The 18,460-nt window shown below is 66.4% G+C and carries 21 protein-coding genes; 8 read left to right on the top strand and 13 right to left on the bottom strand.

Annotated features, from left to right (window positions below):
* Positions 1–73: 73 nt before the first annotated feature.
* The 4 genes from RBB16_RS02405 to RBB16_RS02390 form a co-directional block, all read right to left on the bottom strand.
* Positions 74–1,471 (bottom strand): sulfatase-like hydrolase/transferase, encoded by a 1,398-nt coding sequence (locus tag RBB16_RS02405; protein WP_306044616.1) that lies wholly within the window; start codon positions 1,469–1,471, stop codon positions 74–76.
* Positions 1,472–1,476: 5 nt separating this feature from the next.
* Positions 1,477–2,235, bottom strand: a complete 759-nt coding sequence (locus tag RBB16_RS02400; protein ID WP_371931205.1) for a class II aldolase and adducin N-terminal domain-containing protein — start codon at positions 2,233–2,235, stop codon at positions 1,477–1,479.
* 72 nt (positions 2,236–2,307) lie between these two features.
* A complete protein-coding gene (locus tag RBB16_RS02395) occupies positions 2,308–2,685 on the bottom strand; it encodes a GFA family protein (RefSeq protein WP_306044614.1) in 378 nt (125 codons plus the stop codon).
* A gap of 192 nt (positions 2,686–2,877) precedes the next feature.
* A complete protein-coding gene (locus tag RBB16_RS02390) occupies positions 2,878–4,053 on the bottom strand; it encodes a cytochrome P450 (RefSeq protein ID WP_306044613.1) in 1,176 nt (391 codons plus the stop codon).
* Between the two features lie 57 nt (positions 4,054–4,110).
* Between RBB16_RS02390 and RBB16_RS02385 the strand changes: the two genes are divergently transcribed.
* Together RBB16_RS02385 and RBB16_RS02380 are read left to right on the top strand one after the other, a co-directional pair.
* Complete coding sequence (locus RBB16_RS02385) at positions 4,111–4,650, top strand: MarR family winged helix-turn-helix transcriptional regulator (protein ID WP_306044612.1); 540 nt, start codon at positions 4,111–4,113, stop codon at positions 4,648–4,650.
* 46 nt (positions 4,651–4,696) lie between these two features.
* Positions 4,697–5,278 carry a thymidine kinase gene (locus RBB16_RS02380; RefSeq protein ID WP_306044611.1) on the top strand — a complete coding sequence of 194 codons (582 nt, stop codon included), beginning with the start codon at positions 4,697–4,699 and terminating at the stop codon, positions 5,276–5,278.
* A 413-nt stretch (positions 5,279–5,691) separates the two neighbouring features.
* Here RBB16_RS02380 and RBB16_RS02375 read toward each other — a convergent pair whose 3' ends face one another.
* The 6 genes from RBB16_RS02375 to RBB16_RS02350 all read right to left on the bottom strand — a co-directional run bounded on the left by RBB16_RS02375 (position 5,692) and on the right by RBB16_RS02350 (position 9,535).
* Positions 5,692–6,150: a hypothetical protein gene (locus RBB16_RS02375; protein ID WP_306044610.1), complete on the bottom strand. Its 459-nt coding sequence runs from the start codon at positions 6,148–6,150 to the stop codon at positions 5,692–5,694.
* The gene (locus RBB16_RS02370; RefSeq protein WP_306044609.1) at positions 6,147–7,094 is read right to left on the bottom strand and encodes a D-glycerate dehydrogenase; all 948 of its coding nucleotides are present in this window, start codon (positions 7,092–7,094) and stop codon (positions 6,147–6,149) included. Before RBB16_RS02370 ends, RBB16_RS02375 begins: the two co-directional genes overlap by 4 nt.
* Positions 7,091–7,432 carry a tRNA-binding protein gene (locus tag RBB16_RS02365; RefSeq protein ID WP_306044608.1) on the bottom strand — a complete coding sequence of 114 codons (342 nt, stop codon included), beginning with the start codon at positions 7,430–7,432 and terminating at the stop codon, positions 7,091–7,093. Before RBB16_RS02365 ends, RBB16_RS02370 begins: the two co-directional genes overlap by 4 nt.
* Before the next feature lie 4 nt (positions 7,433–7,436).
* Positions 7,437–8,255 carry a pyrroline-5-carboxylate reductase gene (gene proC, locus RBB16_RS02360; protein ID WP_306044607.1) on the bottom strand — a complete coding sequence of 273 codons (819 nt, stop codon included), beginning with the start codon at positions 8,253–8,255 and terminating at the stop codon, positions 7,437–7,439.
* A 69-nt stretch (positions 8,256–8,324) separates the two neighbouring features.
* Positions 8,325–8,828 carry a YbjN domain-containing protein gene (locus tag RBB16_RS02355; protein WP_071688579.1) on the bottom strand — a complete coding sequence of 168 codons (504 nt, stop codon included), beginning with the start codon at positions 8,826–8,828 and terminating at the stop codon, positions 8,325–8,327.
* A gap of 461 nt (positions 8,829–9,289) precedes the next feature.
* Entirely contained in the window at positions 9,290–9,535 is a 246-nt protein-coding gene (locus RBB16_RS02350; protein WP_071688580.1) for an accessory factor UbiK family protein, read from the bottom strand.
* A gap of 117 nt (positions 9,536–9,652) precedes the next feature.
* Here RBB16_RS02350 and lgt point away from each other — a divergent pair, with 117 nt between their 5' ends.
* The 4 genes from lgt (at position 9,653) to RBB16_RS02330 (ending at position 12,827) form a co-directional block, all read left to right on the top strand.
* Positions 9,653–10,567 (top strand): prolipoprotein diacylglyceryl transferase, encoded by a 915-nt coding sequence (lgt, locus tag RBB16_RS02345; protein WP_306044635.1) that lies wholly within the window; start codon positions 9,653–9,655, stop codon positions 10,565–10,567.
* The gene (locus RBB16_RS02340) at positions 10,564–11,628 is read left to right on the top strand and encodes a class I SAM-dependent methyltransferase (protein ID WP_306044606.1); all 1,065 of its coding nucleotides are present in this window, start codon (positions 10,564–10,566) and stop codon (positions 11,626–11,628) included. Before lgt ends, RBB16_RS02340 begins: the two co-directional genes overlap by 4 nt.
* Positions 11,629–11,644: 16 nt before the next feature.
* Complete coding sequence (pgeF, locus tag RBB16_RS02335; protein WP_306044605.1) at positions 11,645–12,415, top strand: peptidoglycan editing factor PgeF; 771 nt, start codon at positions 11,645–11,647, stop codon at positions 12,413–12,415.
* 286 nt (positions 12,416–12,701) lie between these two features.
* Complete coding sequence (locus tag RBB16_RS02330) at positions 12,702–12,827, top strand: hypothetical protein (RefSeq protein ID WP_281249797.1); 126 nt, start codon at positions 12,702–12,704, stop codon at positions 12,825–12,827.
* Positions 12,828–12,924: 97 nt separating this feature from the next.
* Here the strand turns inward: RBB16_RS02330 and RBB16_RS02325 are convergent, their stop codons facing one another.
* Positions 12,925–13,392 carry an Lrp/AsnC family transcriptional regulator gene (locus tag RBB16_RS02325; protein ID WP_306044604.1) on the bottom strand — a complete coding sequence of 156 codons (468 nt, stop codon included), beginning with the start codon at positions 13,390–13,392 and terminating at the stop codon, positions 12,925–12,927.
* A 111-nt stretch (positions 13,393–13,503) separates the two neighbouring features.
* Between RBB16_RS02325 and RBB16_RS02320 the strand changes: the two genes are divergently transcribed.
* Both RBB16_RS02320 and RBB16_RS02315 read left to right on the top strand, forming a co-directional pair.
* Entirely contained in the window at positions 13,504–14,943 is a 1,440-nt protein-coding gene (locus RBB16_RS02320; protein WP_306044603.1) for an aminotransferase class V-fold PLP-dependent enzyme, read from the top strand.
* Positions 14,943–15,749, top strand: coding sequence for a class II glutamine amidotransferase (locus RBB16_RS02315; protein ID WP_306044602.1), 807 nt, complete (start codon positions 14,943–14,945; stop codon positions 15,747–15,749). The genes RBB16_RS02320 and RBB16_RS02315 overlap by 1 nt, the downstream gene beginning before the upstream one ends.
* Positions 15,750–15,781: 32 nt before the next feature.
* Here RBB16_RS02315 and RBB16_RS02310 read toward each other — a convergent pair whose 3' ends face one another.
* Complete coding sequence (locus RBB16_RS02310; RefSeq protein ID WP_306044601.1) at positions 15,782–17,833, bottom strand: tetratricopeptide repeat-containing sulfotransferase family protein; 2,052 nt, start codon at positions 17,831–17,833, stop codon at positions 15,782–15,784.
* Positions 17,834–17,836: 3 nt separating this feature from the next.
* Positions 17,837–18,337: an Lrp/AsnC family transcriptional regulator gene (locus tag RBB16_RS02305; protein ID WP_071688587.1), complete on the bottom strand. Its 501-nt coding sequence runs from the start codon at positions 18,335–18,337 to the stop codon at positions 17,837–17,839.
* Between the last annotated feature and the right edge of the window lie 123 nt (positions 18,338–18,460).

Here is an 18,460-nt window from a genome sequence, read left to right as displayed (position 1 = left end):
GTTCCTCATGCGCATCCTGCCTGTGGGCGCCAGACTTACCCGGTTTGACCGGCCGCGCCAAGTGGGGCCGGGGTCAGCTGTCCGCGACCTTGGTGAAGTTCCACTGCGGAATGCCCAGAATGGTGGCCCGCCCGCCCTGTTCGGCCATTTTCCGGGCCTGATCCGCATGGGCGCGGGCATTGACGGCCTCGGGGTCCATGATCGCCGTCAACCGCGCCTCCGCCTCGGCGCGGATATCGGGGCGCGCGGTGGCAAGGTCCGTGGTCTCGCCGGGATCGGTGGTCAGGTCGAAAAGCTGCGGCGGATGGCCCTCGGCGTAGTGGACGTATTTCCACTGGGTTCCGTCCGGGGCCTGCCAGCGCAGCATGGTCACGCCGACCAAGCATCCCCCGTCATGATATTCCGACAGCACCGTGCGCCCCGGTTCGGGCGCAGCCAGCAGGGACCGGCCCGAGAACCCCGCACAGCTTTGCCCCATGGCCCCGGCAATCGTCGGCGCGATGTCGATCAGGCTGACCGGATCGGCCCGCCGCCCCGGCATCACCCCCGGCCCCGCAACGATCAGCGGCACGCGGGTCGCGCTGTCATACATCACGGATTTCGTCCAGAAGCCCTTTTCCCCCATCATGTCGCCATGGTCCGAGGTGAAGATCACCAGCGTCTCGTCGGCCTGCCCGGCTGCCTCCAGCGCCGCCAGAACCTTGCCCACCTCGGCATCCACGAAACTGCACAGCGCGCGATAGGCGGCATGGGCCAGCCCCCGCCTGTCATCCGTGAAATGCCGATCATGGGCGAAGAACCCGGCGATCTCGCGCAGGATCGGGTGGTCGGGGACAGGCTCCGCCGGACAGGCATAATCCGAAGGATCATAAAGCGACAGGAATTCCTCCGGCGCGATCAGCGGGTAATGCGGGCTGAGATACGACACGAAGGCCGCCCATGGCCTTGTCACGCGCTCCGGCTCCGCCAGCCATGCGCAGGCGGCCTCCGTCACCCCAAGGTCATAGCGCGTATAGCCGGTCCAGCCCGCGCCCAATTCCTCCGCCAGCCCCGCCGTGGCGTCGTAAGGCGGCACCGGGCGACGGACGAGGCCAAGCAGCCAACCCTTGCCCTCATGCACATGCAGCGGCTGGATCTGCCGCTCGAACCCGGTGTCGTCGCCCTCATCCCGGTAATGCAGCTTGCCGATGGACACGACCTCCACCCCGCCTTCGCGCAACCGATGCCCCCATGAGGGCAGCGCGCCGTCATAGGGCTCCGCCGAGGACCAATGGCCGGTCTCATGCACGTCCCGCCCCGTCGCAATCGCCGCCCGCGCCGGAACGCAGATGGGCGACGGCGTATAGGCCGCGTCGAAGACCATCCCCCGCGCGGCCAGCGCGTCTATGTTCGGCGTCTTCGCGCCAAGCGCCGACGCAGACCCCACGGCCCACCACGCCATTTCATCGACCATCAGGAAGAGGCAGTTCACCCCGGTCAGCTCGCGTAGTCCGAGCCTTCCTCGTCAAGGATCGCCTTCAGCTCCGCCATGTGCCGCTCTGCCTGACCGGGATAGGTCTCTATCTCCTGCGCGGTCTTTTCCGCGATCTCGTCGGACAGCACCCGCAGCGGGCGGCCGGTCTGAAGCGCGCGGATATAGGTTTCCGCCGCGCGCTCGAAATAATAGAGCCGGTTGAACGTGTCGGCGACGCTGTCGCCCAGAACCATGACGCCGTGATTGCCCATGATCATGACTTTCTTCGACGGGTCCTGCAGCGCGGCGGCACAGCGTTCGCCCTCGTCCTCGAAGGCCAGCCCGCCGAAATGTTCATCCACCACATAGCGGTTGAAGAAGGTCGCGGTGTTTTGGTCGATCGGCGGCAGGGTGCTGTCCGCAAGGCTCGCCAGCACGGTGGCATGGATCGAATGCACATGCATCGCGCAGCGGTGGTGCGGGCAACGGCGGTGGATCGCGCCATGCAGCCCCCAGGCCGTCGGATCGGGCGCGCCGGGCATCTCCAGCGTGTCGGGGTCATTGGCATCCAGCAGCAACAGGTCCGAGGCCTTGATGCGCCGGAAATGCATCTGGTTGGGGTTCATCAGGAAGCGCGTGCCATCCTCGTTCACCGCAAGGCTGAAATGGTTGGCCACGGCCTCGTGAAAGTTCAGCCGTTCCGTCCAGCGGAAGGCGGCGGCAAGGTCCACCCTCTCCTGCCAGTGGGACATGTTGGGATGGGGGGCGATATCGGCGGTCATGCTCATGTCGGCGCTCCTGTCGGCTGTCCAGTGACAGCCTGCGACAGGCGAGCGCCAAGGTAAAGACCGCCGCTACCCATGCGCCTCGTCATCCGACAACGGCCGCGTCCCGTCATCGCCGGTGCCGTCGTATTTGGGCAGCCCGTCGCGCATCTCGATCCAGGGCAGCCGTTCGGAATAATAGACATGCGCCTTGGGAGCATAGACCGAGGGATCCTCCAGCGTTGCCGCAGGGATATGGGTTTCATTCGGCCAGCGCACCGGGTTGCGGTAAAAGAGCGGCGAACCGCAGGAGCGGCAGAAACCGCGTTCCACATCCTCGGAAGACGCGTAGCTGCCCACCGGTCCCGACCACGTCAATCCCTCGTCCGCCATCCCGAACAGTGCCACGAAAGGCGCGGACCCTGCCCGGCGGCAGCTCTCGCAATGGCAATAGGCAGTCCATCGCATTTGCCCAGTGGCAGACCAGGTCACCTGGCCGCACAGGCATCGTCCCGTAAGTGTCGTCATAAAATCCTGAACCCAACTATTCTCAATGTCAGAATGGACAGCATGGGAATGGACCGGCAAGCAAGAGGACCGATGGTCACGCAAAGGTGATCGGCAGGTTCAACAGTGATCTTCGGCCAATTTCCGCCGAACTCAGCCCGCCGCGTCCCAGGACACCGGCATCGACAGGGGCCCTCTGAACGCCCAGCCACCGAATCGGCTCGCCTCCGGCGGGTCAAGGCGCAGGCCCCTGAGACGGTCGAACAGCATCGGCAAGGCGACCTCGCCGATCAGCGCCTTCGAGGCCCATGCCCCGGCACAGAAATGCGGCCCCGCCCCGAAGGCGATGGAGGCGCTGCAATCCTGCGTCAGGTCGTAGAGATCGGGCCGGGCGAATACCGCCTCGTCGCGGTTGCCCGATCCGAACATCAGGAAGACGCGGTCCTCGGGCTCGAACGTCACGCCGTTCACCGTATCGCGCCTTGCCACCCGGCGCGGTGACATGCCGATGGGGCTGATCCAGCGGGCATATTCCTCGAAGGCCTGCATCCATGTGGCCTGACCGCTCTGCACCATCGCCAGTTGATCGGGATGGGTCAGCAGCGCCCAGGCCGTGCCCGCGATGGCATCGCGCGGCTCGTTCTGGCCGCCGGAAATGGCCAGCTTCACATTGGCCCGGATCTGCGCGTCCGACAGCCCCGCCTGCATCTGCACCGACAAAAGCGAGTGGTCCGGGCTTGTGCGAAGCTCCGGCATCCGGTCGTCAATGTGCCGGTCAATCGACGCCGTGCAGTCATGGCACCGCGCCTCGACCTCCGGGTCGCCCGCGTAATTCGCGCAGCCGTCGATCATGCCCTGGCTGACGCGGTCCATTTCCGCGTAGCTCATGTTGGTGAGCCCCGTGATCGCCTTCAGCGCCTCGCCCGACACCGGCAGCGCGAAGTCCTTGACCAGATCGCAGGCGCCCATGGGCGCGATCCGGTCCAGCACCTCGCCCGTTCGCGCGCGAAACTGCGCGGTCCAGACATCGCGCACCGTTTTGGGCGAGACCGTGGGGAACACCGCCTTGCGCTCCGCCGCGTGATCCGCCCCGTCCTTGCGCATCATGTTCTGGCCCATCAGCACCGTCATCAGCCCCTCGGGCTGGTCCGAGGAAAAGACCTCCACCCGCTTTTCCTGGGTGAAGATATCGTCGCGCCGGGTGATCAGCTTGGCATTGAGCTGCGGCACATAGGCAATCGGCGCCTCGGCCCGCATGCGTTTGAGCGTGGGATAGGGATCGGCCCAGAAGGCGGGCGGGTCGATCTCGAAAACCGGGGCGTCGGACATGGCTCTCCTCCAGTGTTGTCATGTCAACACAGGCTACGGTGCCGCATCTCTGTTGTCATGTCAACAGAGTTCCCCTACCCTTCCGGCATGACCACCGACCTGCCCGACGAGCTGTTCCTGATCCACCCCGATGACTCGGGCGGCCCCGCCACGCCCACGCTCAGCTTTTCGCGCAGCCCCACGGTGCTGCTGAACTTCACCGCCAACCGCTTCACCCGCAGTGCCGCCCGCGCCTATCAGGATCGGTTCGGCATCGGCGCGATGGACTGGCGGATGCTGGTCATGCTGGCACGAGAGCCGCGCAGCACCGCCGCCCATGCCAGCCGCACAATCGGCATCGACAAGGCCGCCGTCAGCCGGGCGCTGGCACGGCTGGAAACCAAGGGCCTCGTGGCCCCCGCCGATCCCGACCAGGGCCGTCTGGGACGCGAATGGGTGCTGACCGACGCTGGCATCGCGCTGCACCGGCAGGTTCTGAGCGAGGCGCTGAACCGGCAGAAGGCGCTGCTGGACGGGTTCACGCCAAAGGAGGTGGCGCAGTTCACCGGCTTCCTGACCCGATGCCTCGGCAATCTCGACAAGCTGTCGGGCGACTGACGCGCCGGCCTTGCGCAGGGCGCAGGCTTGGGGCAAATCCTTCCCCATGGCCAAGCTCTATTTCAACTACTCGACCATGAACGCAGGCAAATCGACCCTGCTGCTTCAGGCGTCCTACAACTATATCGAACGCGGCATGCAGACCTATCTGCTGACGGCGAATTTCGACGACCGGGCGGGCATGGGCCAGATCGGCAGCCGAATCGGGATCTCCGCCGAGGCCGACACCTACACGCAATCCGACGATCTCTACGCCAAGATCGCGGCGCGACTGTCGGACGGCCCCTGCGCCTGCGTTCTGGTCGACGAGGCGCAGTGGATGACGCGGGACCAGGTCTGGCAGCTGGCGCGCGCGGTGGATGACCTGCGGGTTCCGGTCATGTGCTACGGGCTGCGGGTGGATTTCAGGGGCGAGCTTTTCCCCGGCTCGGCGGCGCTGCTGGCGCTGGCCGATGAAATGCGCGAGGTGCGCACGATCTGCCATTGCGGCAAGAAGGCCACGATGGTGATCCGCGTGGGCGAGGACGGCAAGGCGCTGCGCGAAGGGGCGCAGATCGAGGTGGGCGGCAACGACCGCTATGTGTCCTTGTGCCGTCGACACTGGCGCGAGGCGGTCGGGGATCGGTAGGGACGCGGTTTCGAAACCGCGTGGAAGGGCCTTCGAAGGCCCTTTTTCGCCAGCGGACAGGACAGCGTGCAACCTGTGAGGCCGGGACCGGCGCTTCCCGCGATGCGCCAAAACGCGGTTTCGAAACCGCGTCGCCCCCGCCTTCACCTGATCTTAACCCCGATCTGTCACGCTGAGCGCCGGTTAACCGATTCCCATTGCGTGGCCCGGTCCGCCGATCCGACCCCCAGACCACCCCGACAAGGGTGCAGGTGACGAGACGCGCCAGAAGCTTCGCCAGACCATCCTGCTACGCACGCCCCAACGGGCGGCGCCGCCCATCCGATTGCTCCACCCCGACATTCCGGGACTTTCCAGCCAGAGACTGACGCAACTCCCGATGGAACAGGTTTCAATCGGGCAATTGGCAGTCCCTATTCATTGCAACTGCTGAAAACGCGGGGCAGCGGCTGCAGATCCCCGTCCAGCCCGCCGCGCAGGCGATGCAGGCTGACCTCAACCGGGTAGAACCCGACCGGATACCAGACCAGCTCGCCCGGATGGGCATGAACGGAAAGCTCCGTCACCGTGTCGCCCTCGGCAAGTGTAAACAGCGCCGCCCCCGTGCGGTTCGGCTGATCCCCCACGCCGCGCACCCCGACCAGCAGCAGCCCGCGAAAGGGCGCACCCAGATCCTGCCAGCTGTCCCCGTTCGCAAACGCCGCTTCGCCACAGAAGACACCCGGTTGATCCTGCCCCGCCTGTTCCGCGATCAGGTCAGGCGACAGCGCCCCCGTCGCGGGCCAGAGCAGGCGGAACTGATAGCCCTCCAGAACCACGGCGTTTTCCGCCAGCGCCGGGGCCGCCAACGCCAGCAGCGCCGCCCATCTCATACCGGGTTGGGCAGGGCGCGGCCCTCGGCGAAGGCGATGATATTGTCGAGCGCCATGCGCCCCATATCCTCGCGCGGCTCCAGCGCCGAGGTGCCCAGATGCGGCAGCAGCGTCACGTTCTCCATCACCCGCAGCGCCTCGGGCACCTCCGGCTCGAACTCGTAGACATCGAGCCCCGCCCCCGCGATCCGGCCCGCCTGAAGCGCCGCGATCAGCGCCGCCTCATCGACGATATCCCCGCGCGCGATATTGACGAAGATCGCATGAGGCTGCATCGCGGCAAAGACATCGGCGCCCACAAGGTGATGCGTCTCGGCCCCGCCCGGCGTCGCCACCACGACCACATCGGCCACGGCCAGCGCATCCGCCATCTCCATCTGCTCGGCGGGGAAATCCACCGCTTTGACCGACCGGTTCACATAGACGACCCGGCAGCCGAAGCCGAAATGGCAGCGCCGCGCGATCGCCTGCCCGATCCGGCCCATGCCGATGATACAGACCGTCTTGCCGCTAACATGCAACCCCAGAAGCTGCGTCGGATGCCAGCCGGTCCAGCCGCCCGCGCGCACCAGCCGCTCGCCCTCGCCAGCCCTCCGCGCGGTCATCAGAATAAGCGTCAGGGCGATATCGGCGGTCGCCCCCGTCACCGCGCCGGGCGTGTTCGTGACCTCGATGCCAGAGGCCCGCGCGGCCGCCACGTCGATATGGTTGAACCCGGCCCCGAAATTGGCCAGCAGCCCGCAGCGCGGTTCGGGCACGGCGGCGAAGGCCTCGGCCCGGAAGGCATCGCCAAGCGTCGGCAGCACCGCGTCATAATCCGCCAGCGCGGCCACGCATTCCGCATGGGTCATCGGCTGCGTCGTGGCCCGGCAGGTCACGTCGAACCGCGCCCCGGCGGCCTCCATCACGCTTTCCGGCAGGCGGCGGGAAATCAGCAGTTTCAATGCATCCGCCCCCCCTTGGGCACGTTTCGGTCGGGGCCGATCAGCACGATCTCGCCGTTCTCATCGGGCAGGCCGAGCACCAGGATTTCCGACCTGACCGGCCCGATCTGGCGAGGTGGGAAGTTCACCACCGCCATCACCTGCTTGCCCACCAGCCCCGACGGGTCGTAATGCGCGGTGATCTGGGCCGAGCTTTTCCTGACCCCCAGATCGCCGCCGAAATCCACCCACAGCTTGATCGCCGGTTTCCTTGCCTCGGGGAACGGCTCGGCCCGCACGACCTCGCCCACGCGGATATCGACCTTGAGGAAGTCGTCGAAGGAAATCTCGTCACTCATCCCTTCAGCTCCCGCGACCCTTCAGCTCCCGCGACCGGCCCGCCGCCGCGCCCACGGTGGCGCGCATCAGTGGCATCAGCCCATCCTCGGCCATCAGCACCTCCAACCCCGCCTGCGTGGTGCCATTGGGGCTGGTCACGTTGACCCGCAATTGCTCCGGGCTTTCCGCCGCAGCCTCCGCCAGCGCCCCTGCGCCCGCGACGGTGGCCTTGGCCAGCTGCATCGCCATATCCTCCGGCAGCCCCTCGGCCCGCGCGGCGGCGGCCAGGGCGTCGATCATGTAGAAGACATAGGCCGGGCCGGACCCGGATACACCCGTCACCGCGTCGATCTGGTCCTCGTCCGTCAGGCGCACCACCTGCCCCACGGCTGACAGCAGCGCCTCGGCCATATCCGCATCCGCCGGGCCTGACGCCGCATTGCCGATGATCGCGGTGATCCCCTTGCCCACGGCGGCGGGCGTGTTGGGCATGGCGCGGATCACCCGCGTTCCTGCCCCCAGAACGGTCTCGAAATAGGCAATGGGCGTGCCCGCCGCGACCGAGACGATCAGCGTCGCCCCGCCGCCAAGCGGCTGCAGTTGCGGCAGCGCCTCGGCCATGAACTGAGGCTTCACGGCGACGATGGCCACGGCCGGATCCTCGGGCAGCCCCTCATTCACATGCAGCCCCTGTGCGCGCACCCAGTCCGAGGGGTGCGGGTCCAGAACCCAGACGGCACCGGGCGGCAGCCCGCCCGCCAGCCAGCCCTCCAGCATCGCCTGCCCCATCTTGCCACAGCCCAGCATCACCAGCCCGCGGCGCGCGATCTCGTCGAAAGTCATGTCCTCTCCCGGCATTGCGGCACCCCCGGCCCGATCGCCGACAGGCACCCGCTTCAGTTGCCGGGCAGGTTAGGCGCGGCCGTAGCTCTCTGCAATGGCGACCTGCATCGCCTCGGCCGGGGTCTTGTCGGTCCAGCAGGCCAGCTGGAAGGCCGGGTAGAACCGCTCGGCGGCCAGCACGGCGGTTTCCACCATGCAGGCGATCTGGTCGGGGCTGGCCATCTGCTCGCCCGCCAGGACCAGGCCATAGCGATAGACCATCAGCCGCTGCTCGCGCCAATAGCTGAAGGCACCGGCCCAGCATTTGTCATTGGCGAGGTTCAGCACCTCATAGAGCGCCGGAAGCGCGGCCTCGGGCGGCTCCATGTCGAACGTGCAGATCATCCGCAGGGTTTCGTCATAGGCGGACCAGGCCAGGGTGACGGAATAGGTCCGCCATTGCCCCTCAATCGCCATGGCGATCTGGTCATCGGCGACGCGGTCGAAATCCCATTCGTGATGCGTCGCCAGCGTTTCCACGATGTCGATGGGATGGAGGTCGTCGACCTCGATATACTGCTCGGATAGCGACATTGCCCAGGCCTCTTTGTTTTGGCAGCTTCGCGCGCCGCTGGTCTGGCGACCAGAACGACCCACTAGAAGCTGGGTGTCTGACTATGGGTCGCCGGGGCAGGCCCGACCCCATACCAGATATGGTGGAGCCAATGGGAATGTCTGTAAAGGATAAACTTTGGGAGTCGAGGCAGGAATCCGCTGTGCACGGACCTATCCACAAGATTCTCGCATCGGGGCCAAGTTATTCACAAAGAACCGCTTTTCACCGGATAACCCGTCAGGATCACCCCGGAAACACCCACCCTGCCCTTTCATCTTGGTAAAAATACCTCCGGGGTTTGGGGTGGAACCCCAAGCGGCCCTTTGAGGCCCCCGCGCAAGCGGGGGTTGAGGAGGGCCGCCCCCGGATCGACGCGCGATGCGCGGCGAAACCGCCCTCTAAGGCATCTGAAACGATGGATGCAGAGAACCGGGCGACGCTACGCGCCCTTCTCCTCCAGCGCCGCGATCCGCGCCTTCAGGGCTTCGTTTTCCTCGCGGGCCTTCTGGGCCATGGCGCGCACGGCGTCGAATTCCTCGCGGGTGACGAAGTCGCGGTCGGCCAGCCAGCGGTCCATCAGCGAACGCATCGCGGTTTCCGCCTCGTCCTTGGCCCCCTGCGCCACGCCCATGGCGTTGGTCATCAGCTGGGACATGTCTTCCATGAACTTGTTGCGGGTCTGCATGAGGGGCCTCCTGTCGCTTGTCCCTCATATGGCCCCGCAGGCGTCCGGCATCAAGGTTGACTTCGCCGCAGGGGCCAGCCATCCAATCGGCGACCCGAGCAGACGAGGCCAAAGATGCTGCCAGCCGCGATCCCCTTTCCCGATATCTCGCCCGAGATCTTCTCGATTTCCATTGCCGGGATGGAGTTCGCCCTGCGCTGGTACGCGCTGGCCTATATCGTCGGCATCCTTCTGGGCTGGCGGCTGGCGCTGGTCACCCTGCGCCGTCCGGCGCTTTGGCCACAAGGCACCGCCCCGATGACCGGCGAACAGCTGGAAGGGCTGATGACCTGGATCATCCTTGGTATCGTCGCGGGCGGTAGGCTTGGTTATGTGCTCTTTTACCAGCCCGGCTATTACCTGCAGAATCCGGGCGAGATCCTGATCCTCTGGCAAGGCGGCATGTCGTTCCATGGCGGTTTCCTGGGCGTGGTCATCGGCGGCGGGCTCTATTGCTGGCGCCACGGCATCCCGATGCTGCAGGCGGGCGACCTGATGGCACTCTGCACCGCGCCGGGGCTGCTCTTCGGGCGGCTGGCGAATTTCATCAATGCCGAGCTTTGGGGCCGCGCGTCGGACGTGCCCTGGGCGGTGATCTTTCCCGGAAGCGCGGCGCAGGATTGCCCCTGGCCACAGGGGCTGGTGACCATCGACGACGCGGTCTTCTGCGCCCGCCATCCCTCTCAGCTCTATGAAGCGGCGCTGGAGGGGCTGCTCCTTGGCGCGCTGCTGATCTGGCTGGCCTACCGGCGCGGGGCGCTGACGCGGCCGGGGCTGACCATGGGGGTATTTTTTGCGGGCTATGGTTTTGCGCGGATCATCGTGGAGCTCTTTCGGCAGGCCGATCCGCAGTTCATTACCGCTGACAACCCGCTTGGCCACGTGCTGTCCCTGTCGCCCGGCATCGGCCTGACCATGGGCCAGATCCTGTCGCTGCCGATGCTGATCGTGGGTCTGGCCTTTGTCCTTCTGTCCCGCAGGCGCAAGGCATGAGCGCCCTTTTGGACAGCTTGCTGACGCGCATCGCCCGCACCGGCCCGATGACACTGGCAGAGTTCATGACCGAAAGCCTGCTGCATCCAAAGCACGGCTATTACACCACCCGCGATCCGCTCGGGGCATCCGGCGATTTCACCACCGCGCCGGAGATCAGCCAGATGTTCGGCGAGCTTCTGGGCCTGTGGCTCGCGCAGGTCTGGATGGATCAGGGTGCGCCCGCGCCGTTCCTGCTGGCCGAGCTTGGGCCGGGGCGCGGCACGCTGATGGCCGATGTGCTGCGCGCCACGCGGGCCGTGCCCGGTTTTCACGATGCGGCGCGGCTGCATCTGGTCGAGGTCTCTCCCGCGCTCCGCACGAAACAGGCCGAGGCGTTGACGGGGCATCAGGTCAGTTTCCACGATCATCTGGCCGATCTGCCCGACGGGCCGATCTTCCTGCTCGCCAACGAGTTCTTCGACGCCCTGCCGGTCCGCCAGTTCCAGCGCGGCAAGACCGGCTGGCATGAACGGATGATCGGGGCCGAGGACGGGCGGCTGATCTGGGGTCTGGGGCCGGAAAGCGCCTTCGAGATGCTGGAGGACCGGCTGGCCGACAGGACCGAGGGCCAGATCGTCGAGGTCAACACCCCGGCCCTGCCGCTGGCCGAGGATATCGGCCGTAGGATCGCCACCCATGGCGGCGCGGCGCTGATCGTCGATTATGGCGCGGCCGTGAGCCATGGCGACACGTTTCAGGCCCTCAAGGCGCACAAACCCGTCGACCCCCTGACCTGTCCGGGAGAGGCCGACCTGACCGCGCATGTGGCCTTTGCCCCGCTGGCCAAGGCCGCCGCGCCTGCGCGCGCCTCCGCCCCCACGCCGCAGGGCGTGTTCCTCGAACGGCTCGGCATCACGGCACGGGCGCAGGCGCTGGCCACCCGATTGAGCGGCCCGGCTCTCGATTCACATATCGCTGCACACAGACGGTTGACGCATGGGCAGGAAATGGGAACGCTGTTCAAGGTGATGTCCCTGACACCGCCCGACGCCGCCCTGCCCCCCGGCCTCGACCCATGAAAGGCCCCGCAATCCGATGACCGTGACCACCAGCCTGGAAATCATCACGTCAGACCTGCTGGACGGCGTCCGGCACGGGTTCTTCACCCGTCGCGGCGGGGCGTCCTCGGGCATCTTCAAGGGGCTGAACTGCGGCACCGGATCATCCGATCAGACCAGCATGGTCGATACAAACCGCGCCCGCGTGGCCGACGCCATGGGGGTGCCCGTGCTGCGGCTGGTCACCGTCCACCAGACCCATTCCACCCGCGCCGTGGCCGTCGAGGATGCGCAGCCCCTGCCAAGGCCCGAGGCCGACGCCATCGTGACCGCCACGCCGGGCACCGCCATCGCCATCCTGACCGCCGATTGCCAGCCGGTGCTGTTCGCCGACCGCGCGGCGGGCGTCATCGGCGCGGCCCATGCGGGCTGGCGCGGGGCGGTGGACGGGGTGCTGGACTCGACGCTGGAGGCCATGGAGGAGCTTGGCGCGCGGCGGGAAAACATCCACGCCGTCATTGGCCCCTCGATCAGCCAGCGCGCCTATGAGGTGGGGCCGGAGTTTTTCGAGACCTTTTTTGACGAAGACCGCGAGAATTCCATGTTCTTCATCAATGGCGAGGGCGACCGGTTCCTGTTCGACCTGCCCGCCTATGGGCTGCACCGGCTGCGTCGGGCAGGGGTGGGGCAAGCGGAATGGACGCGGCATTGCACCTATTCGGACCCGGATCGGTTCTTTTCCTACCGCCGGTCCGTGCATCAGGGCGAGGCCGATTACGGGCGACTCATCTCCGCGATTCGGCTTTGATGCCAATCTGGAAATCGGGCGAGACTGCCACGCTTGGCTCTATGGCCGACTGAATCTGGCGCATCCTTGACAGGCCCTGCCCCAATGCTGCCCAGAAGCCCTGGCGCGTGGCCGGTTTATGCCAAGAAAACAAGGCCCGCGCCTGCCACATTTTCGCCCCTGCCTTTTACGGAAAATTAGGACCGGGGCCGTAAGACTGCCCGAAAGCTCCGCCAGATTGTCCTCAACCCGGAAACGGGACAACAGATGGCCCGGAAAGGGCCGGCATGAAAAGAGGACGAGAGAGATGCTGAAACGGCGCTGGATGGAAAAGGTTCTGGAAGAAAGCCAGAAGGAACAGATCGAAATGCCCTGGTCGCGTGGCAAACGCCATCGTCGCCGGAGCATGCTGCGCAAGGCGGCATCGGCCTGATTCCACGCACGGGCCGGACACGGCCCGACCAGCAGAACGCTGAAAAAATGGCGGCCTTCCGGGGCCGCTTTTTCTTTGCGCGGTCCAGATGGACGCCCTACCCGATCGGTCGGAGGGGAATCGGGCGCTGTTCCTCAATCGCTTCCATCGCGAAGAAGGATGTCACGGTGTCCAGCTCTACCCCCTCGATCAGCCGTTTGTAGCAAAGGTCGTAATCGGCCATGTCGCGCGCCACGATCTTCAGCATGTAATCGTACTCCCCGCCGATCCGGAAGAAATCCACCACATTGGGGATCGTCCGCACATGGCGGCGAAAGGCGTTGAGCCAGTCGGCAGAATGATGCCGCGTCTTGACCATCACGAAGACCACCAGCGTGGCCCCCAACTGTGCCCGATCGAGCAGCACGGTGCGCCCCCGGATCACGCCTCGATCCTCCAGCGCGCGCAGACGTCGCCAGCAGGCGTTCTGCGACAGGCCCACCTTTTCCGACAGTGCCCGTTGCGACAGGCTGGCATCCCGCTGAAGTGCCTCCAGCAGGAGACAATCTATCTGATCTAGTTTCACAGGTTCTCTCCGATCAAATGACCCAATTTTGCCCTATATCATGAAAAGAACGGTGATGAAATCGCGCCATCCGGGTGTCAGATTCCCGAAATCAGCGAACTGGAGCCCGACATGACCCCCCTTGCCCGTTTTCAAGCCTCTCTCGACCGAAGCGACCTGGTGGATGTCCTGCGCTCCGGGGTCATCGGCGACGGCATCCTGATCGACACGCCGTTCGGGCAGAAGCCCCTGATCTACGCCGATTACGTCGCCTCTGGCCGGGCGTTGACGGTGGTCGAGGATTTCGTGCGCGACGCGGTGCTGCCCTATTACGCCAACAGCCATACCGAGGCGTCCTATTGCGGCGCGGCCATGACCCGGATGCGGGAAGAGGCGCGCGCGCGGATCGGGGCGCTGGCCGGGGCGGATGACGGGTGCAGCGTGGTGTTCACCGGGTCCGGCGCGACGGCGGGGCTGAACCGGCTGGTGGCGTTGCTCGACATTCCGTCGCGGCTGGCGCGTGGGCACCGGGTGGTGGTGCTGGTCGGCCCCTATGAACATCATTCCAACCTGCTGCCCTGGCGCGAAAGCGGGGCCGAGGTGATCGAGGTGGCCGAGGATGCGGCAGGCGGCCCGGATCTGGGTGATCTGCGGGCGCAGCTTGACGCGGCGCGGGGCGCGGACCTGATCGTCGGCAGCTTCTCGGCGGCATCGAACGTCACCGGGATCGTGACCGATACCGATGCGGTCACGCGAGTGCTGAAACAGGGCGGCGCGCTGGCGATCTGGGATTTCGCCGGGGGTGGCCCCTATATGGAGATGTCGATGCAGGGCGGCACCGATTTCGCCAAGGATGCCATCGTCTTTTCGGCCCATAAGTTTCCCGGCGGGCCGGGCGCGTCGGGCGTGCTGATCCTGCGCGACTCGATGACCTCGCGGGTCACGCCCACCCTGCCCGGCGGGGGAACGGTCAGCTTCGTCTCGCCCTGGCGGCACAGGTATTCGGACCGGTTGTCGACCCGCGAAGAGGCGGGCACGCCGAATGTCGTCGGCGATATCCGCGCGGCGCTGGTGATGATGGTAAAGGCGGCGCTCGGTCAAGGCTGGCTGGACCGGCGGCAGGCCGATCTGCGCGCCCGCGCGCTGTTGCGGTGGCGGTCCCATCCGCGGCTGGACTTGCTGGGAAACACCGATGCCAAGGCCCTGCCGATCTTCGCCTTCCGCATCCGCGACGGGCGCGGGGGCTATATTCATCATCAGCTGTTCACCCGGATGCTGTCTGACATTCACGGCATTCAGGCGCGCGGCGGGTGTGCCTGCGCGGGGCCCTATGCGCACCGGCTGCTTGGCATCGGGCAGGCGCAATCCGAGGCGCTCTTCGCGGCGCTGGAAGCGGGCGAGGAACTGGCCAAACCCGGTTGGGTGCGGCTGAACCTGTCGGCGCTGATGACCGATGAGAAGGCGAATTTCGTCATCGACTGCGTCGAGCAACTGGCCGAAACCGCCGAAGACCATGCCGCGCTCTATAGCTGCGACGAAACCACCGCCCGGTTTGCACGGACCGCTGCCTGATGTGCCGGTTCCTCGCCTGGACGGGCGCGCCGCGCTATCTTGAGGAGCTGGTGATCGAGCAGAAACAATCGCTGGTCGAGCAGAGCCGCAATGCGCTGATCGGCAAGACTCCGATCAACGCGGACGGGTTCGGGCTGGCCTGGTATTCGCCCGAGCGCACAGTGCCCTGTTTCTACAAGGATACCGGCCCCGCATGGTCCGATGCCAATCTGAAACAGCTTGCCCATCACACGAAGGCGGGCCTTTTCATGGCGCATGTACGCGCCTCGACCGGGACGGCGACATCGCGCAACAATTGCCACCCGTTCGGCCTTGGCCGCTGGAGCTTCATGCATAACGGTCAGGCGGGCGGGCACGATCGGTTCCGCCAGCGTCTGGACGCGATGATCCCCGAGCATCTTTATGCGCAGCGCCTCGGCGCGACCGAAAGCGAGGCGATCTTCCTGATCGCCCTCGGGCATGGGATGGCGGCTGATCCGGTCGGGGCAATGGCCCGCGCCGTGGGGCAGGTGGAAGGGTTGGCGCGCAGGCATGGCAGCATGCCCCATATGCGCTTTGCCGCCTGCTGGTCCGATGGTGCCCGGCTGTTCGCCGCGCGCTACGCGTCGGACCGCTATGCCCCAAGCCTCTACTACCGCCATTGCCGAAAGGGGGTGGTGGTGTCCTCGGAACCGCTGGACGAGGTGGCCGGGGTCTGGACCGAACTGCCGCCGGGTCGTGCCATCGAACTGCGCGGATCGGAGGTGATCGGGCATTGCTTCGATCCGGCAGCCCATGCGATGCACGAGGCGCCCCTTCCCGCTTAACCGCCCCCGGCGCTGCACGGCGCGGCGCGGCGCTACAGCGAAACGGGCTTTTCAAGCGCCTCCAACAGCGGTTCCAGGTCCGTTTCATAGCGTGTCCAGCCCGCGACCGAGGCCCGGTAGATGGGCTGGCGCACCTGCGCGAAGCTGAGAGTCGCCACATTGCGCCGCGCCTTGTGCGGTTCCAGACAGGCGGCGTCCCAGTCCAGTCCGGCGGCCGCGACCAGGGCACGGATCTGCGGCTCCGGCTCGGCGGTCAGCGCCTCGTAGTCCACGACATGCACCCGGTCGGGCAGCGCCTCGGCCCAATGGTCCAGCATCGCCTCGTAAAGCCGCAGGTAGCGCCCGATATCGGCCAGATCGGTGGCAAAGAGCTGCCGCCCCGGCGGGAACATGTTGCGGTAGATCGACAGGCCCACATCGCGCGGATCGCGGCGCAGCATCAGGAACCGGGCATTGGGCAGTGCCAGCGAAGCTTGCCCGATGCGCGAGAAGGTCGAGATGGCCTTGTCGGTCAGGATATCCACGGCCCCAGAGCGCCGCCGTGCAGCCGTCATGTAGGCCCTGCCCGCCTCGGCAAAGCCTGCCTCGTCAGCGATGAGGCCATCGGCCACCCGGTCCAGTGGCAGGTGCAGAGCGCGCACGAGAAACGGCATTTCGCCCCCCGCCGTCACACGCGGATGCGCGGCAAGGATGGTTTCCACCAGCGTCGTTCCCGACCGGGGCGGACCGGTGACGAAAACCGGCGCATCGTCCGGGCAATCGCGCGGGACGGGGGCCTTGCGCAGGGCATCATAGCTGCCAACAAGCGCTCGGGCTGCGTCCAGATCGGCCTCGAACCGGTAGGAGAACTCGGCCCGCATCATCCGGTTTGCGCGGTTGAGATAGCGGAAGACCCGATCGTGATGGCCCAGATCCTCCTGCGCCTTGGCCATGGCGAAGGCCAGCACCCGGCGGCTGAGCGCGGGAAGGGTCGCGTTGTCTGCCCGCGCCTCAAGGATCGGCAGGATCGGGTCATCGGGTTTGATCTTGCCGCCCCCGACATAGGACCGGATCGCCTCGGCCGCGTCGGGGCTGATCCGCGTGGCCTCCAGCAAATCGGCGCGCGCGCCATCCATGTCGCCCGCCGTCTGGCGCTGCTGGCCCCGGATGGTGCGGAAGGCGACGTTCTTCGGGTCCGACCTTACCAATTCGTCCATCAGCGCCGCAGCGGCCCCACTTTCGCCTTCGGCGGCCAGCGTTTCCGACAGCCGCGCCAGAAAGCCGCGCGACCGGCCAAGGCGGATGGCGGCGTCATAGGCGCGGCGTGCCTCTTTCGGGCGGCGCAGGGCGGCAAGCGTATCGCCGTGATCCAGATGCAGGTCGGGGCGTTTCCTGTGCCGCGCGATGGCGCTTGCCAAGAGCGCCTCGGCCTCTTCCACGCGGCAGGTTTCGCGCAAGGCTCGGGCCAGCGGCAATGTCACATCCGCCCCCCGATCAGCGGCGCGGGTCAGGACCGTTTCGGCCCGCAGCCATTGCCCCAGATGCACATGACATTCGCCAAGAGCCAGCAGCGCGCGGGGATCGTCCGGGGCGCGGTCCACGGATTTTTCGAGCGGTCCGATGGCCCCCGCCCAATGTCCCAGAGCCATTCGGGCAAGACCAAGTGCAAGCGCGGGCCCGGCCGCATTCGGAAACCGGGTGACCAGTGCGAATGCGGCGGTTTCGGCGGCCTTGGCCTGCCCCTGTTCGATCTGGCGCAGGATCGGGGCGATGTCAGGGCCGGAGGTCAGGGGAATGCCCGCCGCAGCAGCCTCCCGTTGCAGTTTCTTCAGCTTGCCACCGGTCAGGACGGCCGCCAGCCCCTGCCAGATCGCGGGTTCCTTTGGCCGGGATTTCAGCGCCTTGCGCAGGGCGGTCTCGGCCTTGGCGGCATCCCCGCGCGCGGCATGGATGCGGCCCACCTGGAAATGCGCTTCGGCCAGATCGGGACGGGCCTGCAACACCTGCGCATAAAGCGCCAGCGCCTCCTCGGTCCGGCCTGCGGTTTGGGCGGCCATCGCCTGCCCGTAGAGCTGCTTGATCCGCGCCGGATTGACGGGAAGCATGGCCTAACCCTCGCGCGCGATGCGTTCCTCCAGCACGTCGAAGGGCACACCGGGGTCGTCCTTGGCCCCGCGAATGACCAGAGAGGTGCGCACATGGGCGACATTGTCGGCGGCGGTCAGCTGTTCGGTCAAGAAGCTCTGGAAAGTGGACAGGTCGGGGGCCACGCATTTCAGGATGAAGTCGATCTCGCCGTTCAGCATGTGGCATTCGCGGACCAGCGGCCACGCCCGGCAGCGGTCCTCGAAGGCGACCAGATCGGCCTCGGCCTGGCTGTGCAGCCCGACCATGGCGAAGACCTGAACCTCGAAGCCCAGTTGCCGTGCATCCACATCGGCGTGATACCCCTTGATGAAGCCCTGTTCCTCCAGCGTGCGGACCCGGCGCAGGCAGGGGGGGGCGGAAATGCCGACGCGGCTGGCCAGTTCCACATTGGTCATGCGGCCATTGCCCTGAAGCTCCGCCAGGATCATGCGGTCGGTTTGGTCCAGTTTTGCCCCTGGCATGTTTCTGCTCGCCTCCCCAGACGTTTAATATTCCTGTTATCGGACATGCCCTTTGCGCAAGAATATTTCAAGGGCGCGCAAGATATGTACCGGACAAGTCGGAAATGCAAGTGCCACCACACG

Origin of the sequence: Nioella sp. MMSF_3534 (genome assembly GCF_030732985.1) — a bacterium.
Taxonomy (GTDB): domain Bacteria; phylum Pseudomonadota; class Alphaproteobacteria; order Rhodobacterales; family Rhodobacteraceae; genus Nioella.
Note: the sequence above shows the minus strand (reverse complement) of the source record. Positions and strands in the feature narration are given on the sequence as shown.

What these genes read in the sequence shown, in the direction of transcription:
- RBB16_RS02340 (WP_306044606.1), top strand. Translation starts at nt 10,564, where the DNA reads ATGAGCGCCCTTTTGGACAGCTTGCTGACGCGCATCGCCCGCACCGGC.
- RBB16_RS02350 (WP_071688580.1), bottom strand. Translation starts at nt 9,535, where the DNA reads ATGCAGACCCGCAACAAGTTCATGGAAGACATGTCCCAGCTGATGACC.
- RBB16_RS02380 (WP_306044611.1), top strand. Translation starts at nt 4,697, where the DNA reads ATGGCCAAGCTCTATTTCAACTACTCGACCATGAACGCAGGCAAATCG.
- RBB16_RS02320 (WP_306044603.1), top strand. Translation starts at nt 13,504, where the DNA reads ATGACCCCCCTTGCCCGTTTTCAAGCCTCTCTCGACCGAAGCGACCTG.
- RBB16_RS02385 (WP_306044612.1), top strand. Translation starts at nt 4,111, where the DNA reads ATGTCAACAGAGTTCCCCTACCCTTCCGGCATGACCACCGACCTGCCC.
- RBB16_RS02365 (WP_306044608.1), bottom strand. Translation starts at nt 7,432, where the DNA reads ATGAGTGACGAGATTTCCTTCGACGACTTCCTCAAGGTCGATATCCGC.
- RBB16_RS02315 (WP_306044602.1), top strand. Translation starts at nt 14,943, where the DNA reads ATGTGCCGGTTCCTCGCCTGGACGGGCGCGCCGCGCTATCTTGAGGAG.
- RBB16_RS02310 (WP_306044601.1), bottom strand. Translation starts at nt 17,833, where the DNA reads ATGCTTCCCGTCAATCCGGCGCGGATCAAGCAGCTCTACGGGCAGGCG.
- RBB16_RS02330 (WP_281249797.1), top strand. Translation starts at nt 12,702, where the DNA reads ATGCTGAAACGGCGCTGGATGGAAAAGGTTCTGGAAGAAAGCCAGAAG.
- RBB16_RS02355 (WP_071688579.1), bottom strand. Translation starts at nt 8,828, where the DNA reads ATGTCGCTATCCGAGCAGTATATCGAGGTCGACGACCTCCATCCCATC.
- pgeF (WP_306044605.1), top strand. Translation starts at nt 11,645, where the DNA reads ATGACCGTGACCACCAGCCTGGAAATCATCACGTCAGACCTGCTGGAC.
- RBB16_RS02390 (WP_306044613.1), bottom strand. Translation starts at nt 4,053, where the DNA reads ATGTCCGACGCCCCGGTTTTCGAGATCGACCCGCCCGCCTTCTGGGCC.
- RBB16_RS02395 (WP_306044614.1), bottom strand. Translation starts at nt 2,685, where the DNA reads ATGCGATGGACTGCCTATTGCCATTGCGAGAGCTGCCGCCGGGCAGGG.
- RBB16_RS02305 (WP_071688587.1), bottom strand. Translation starts at nt 18,337, where the DNA reads ATGCCAGGGGCAAAACTGGACCAAACCGACCGCATGATCCTGGCGGAG.
- proC (WP_306044607.1), bottom strand. Translation starts at nt 8,255, where the DNA reads ATGACTTTCGACGAGATCGCGCGCCGCGGGCTGGTGATGCTGGGCTGT.
- RBB16_RS02375 (WP_306044610.1), bottom strand. Translation starts at nt 6,150, where the DNA reads ATGAGATGGGCGGCGCTGCTGGCGTTGGCGGCCCCGGCGCTGGCGGAA.
- RBB16_RS02400 (WP_371931205.1), bottom strand. Translation starts at nt 2,235, where the DNA reads ATGACCGCCGATATCGCCCCCCATCCCAACATGTCCCACTGGCAGGAG.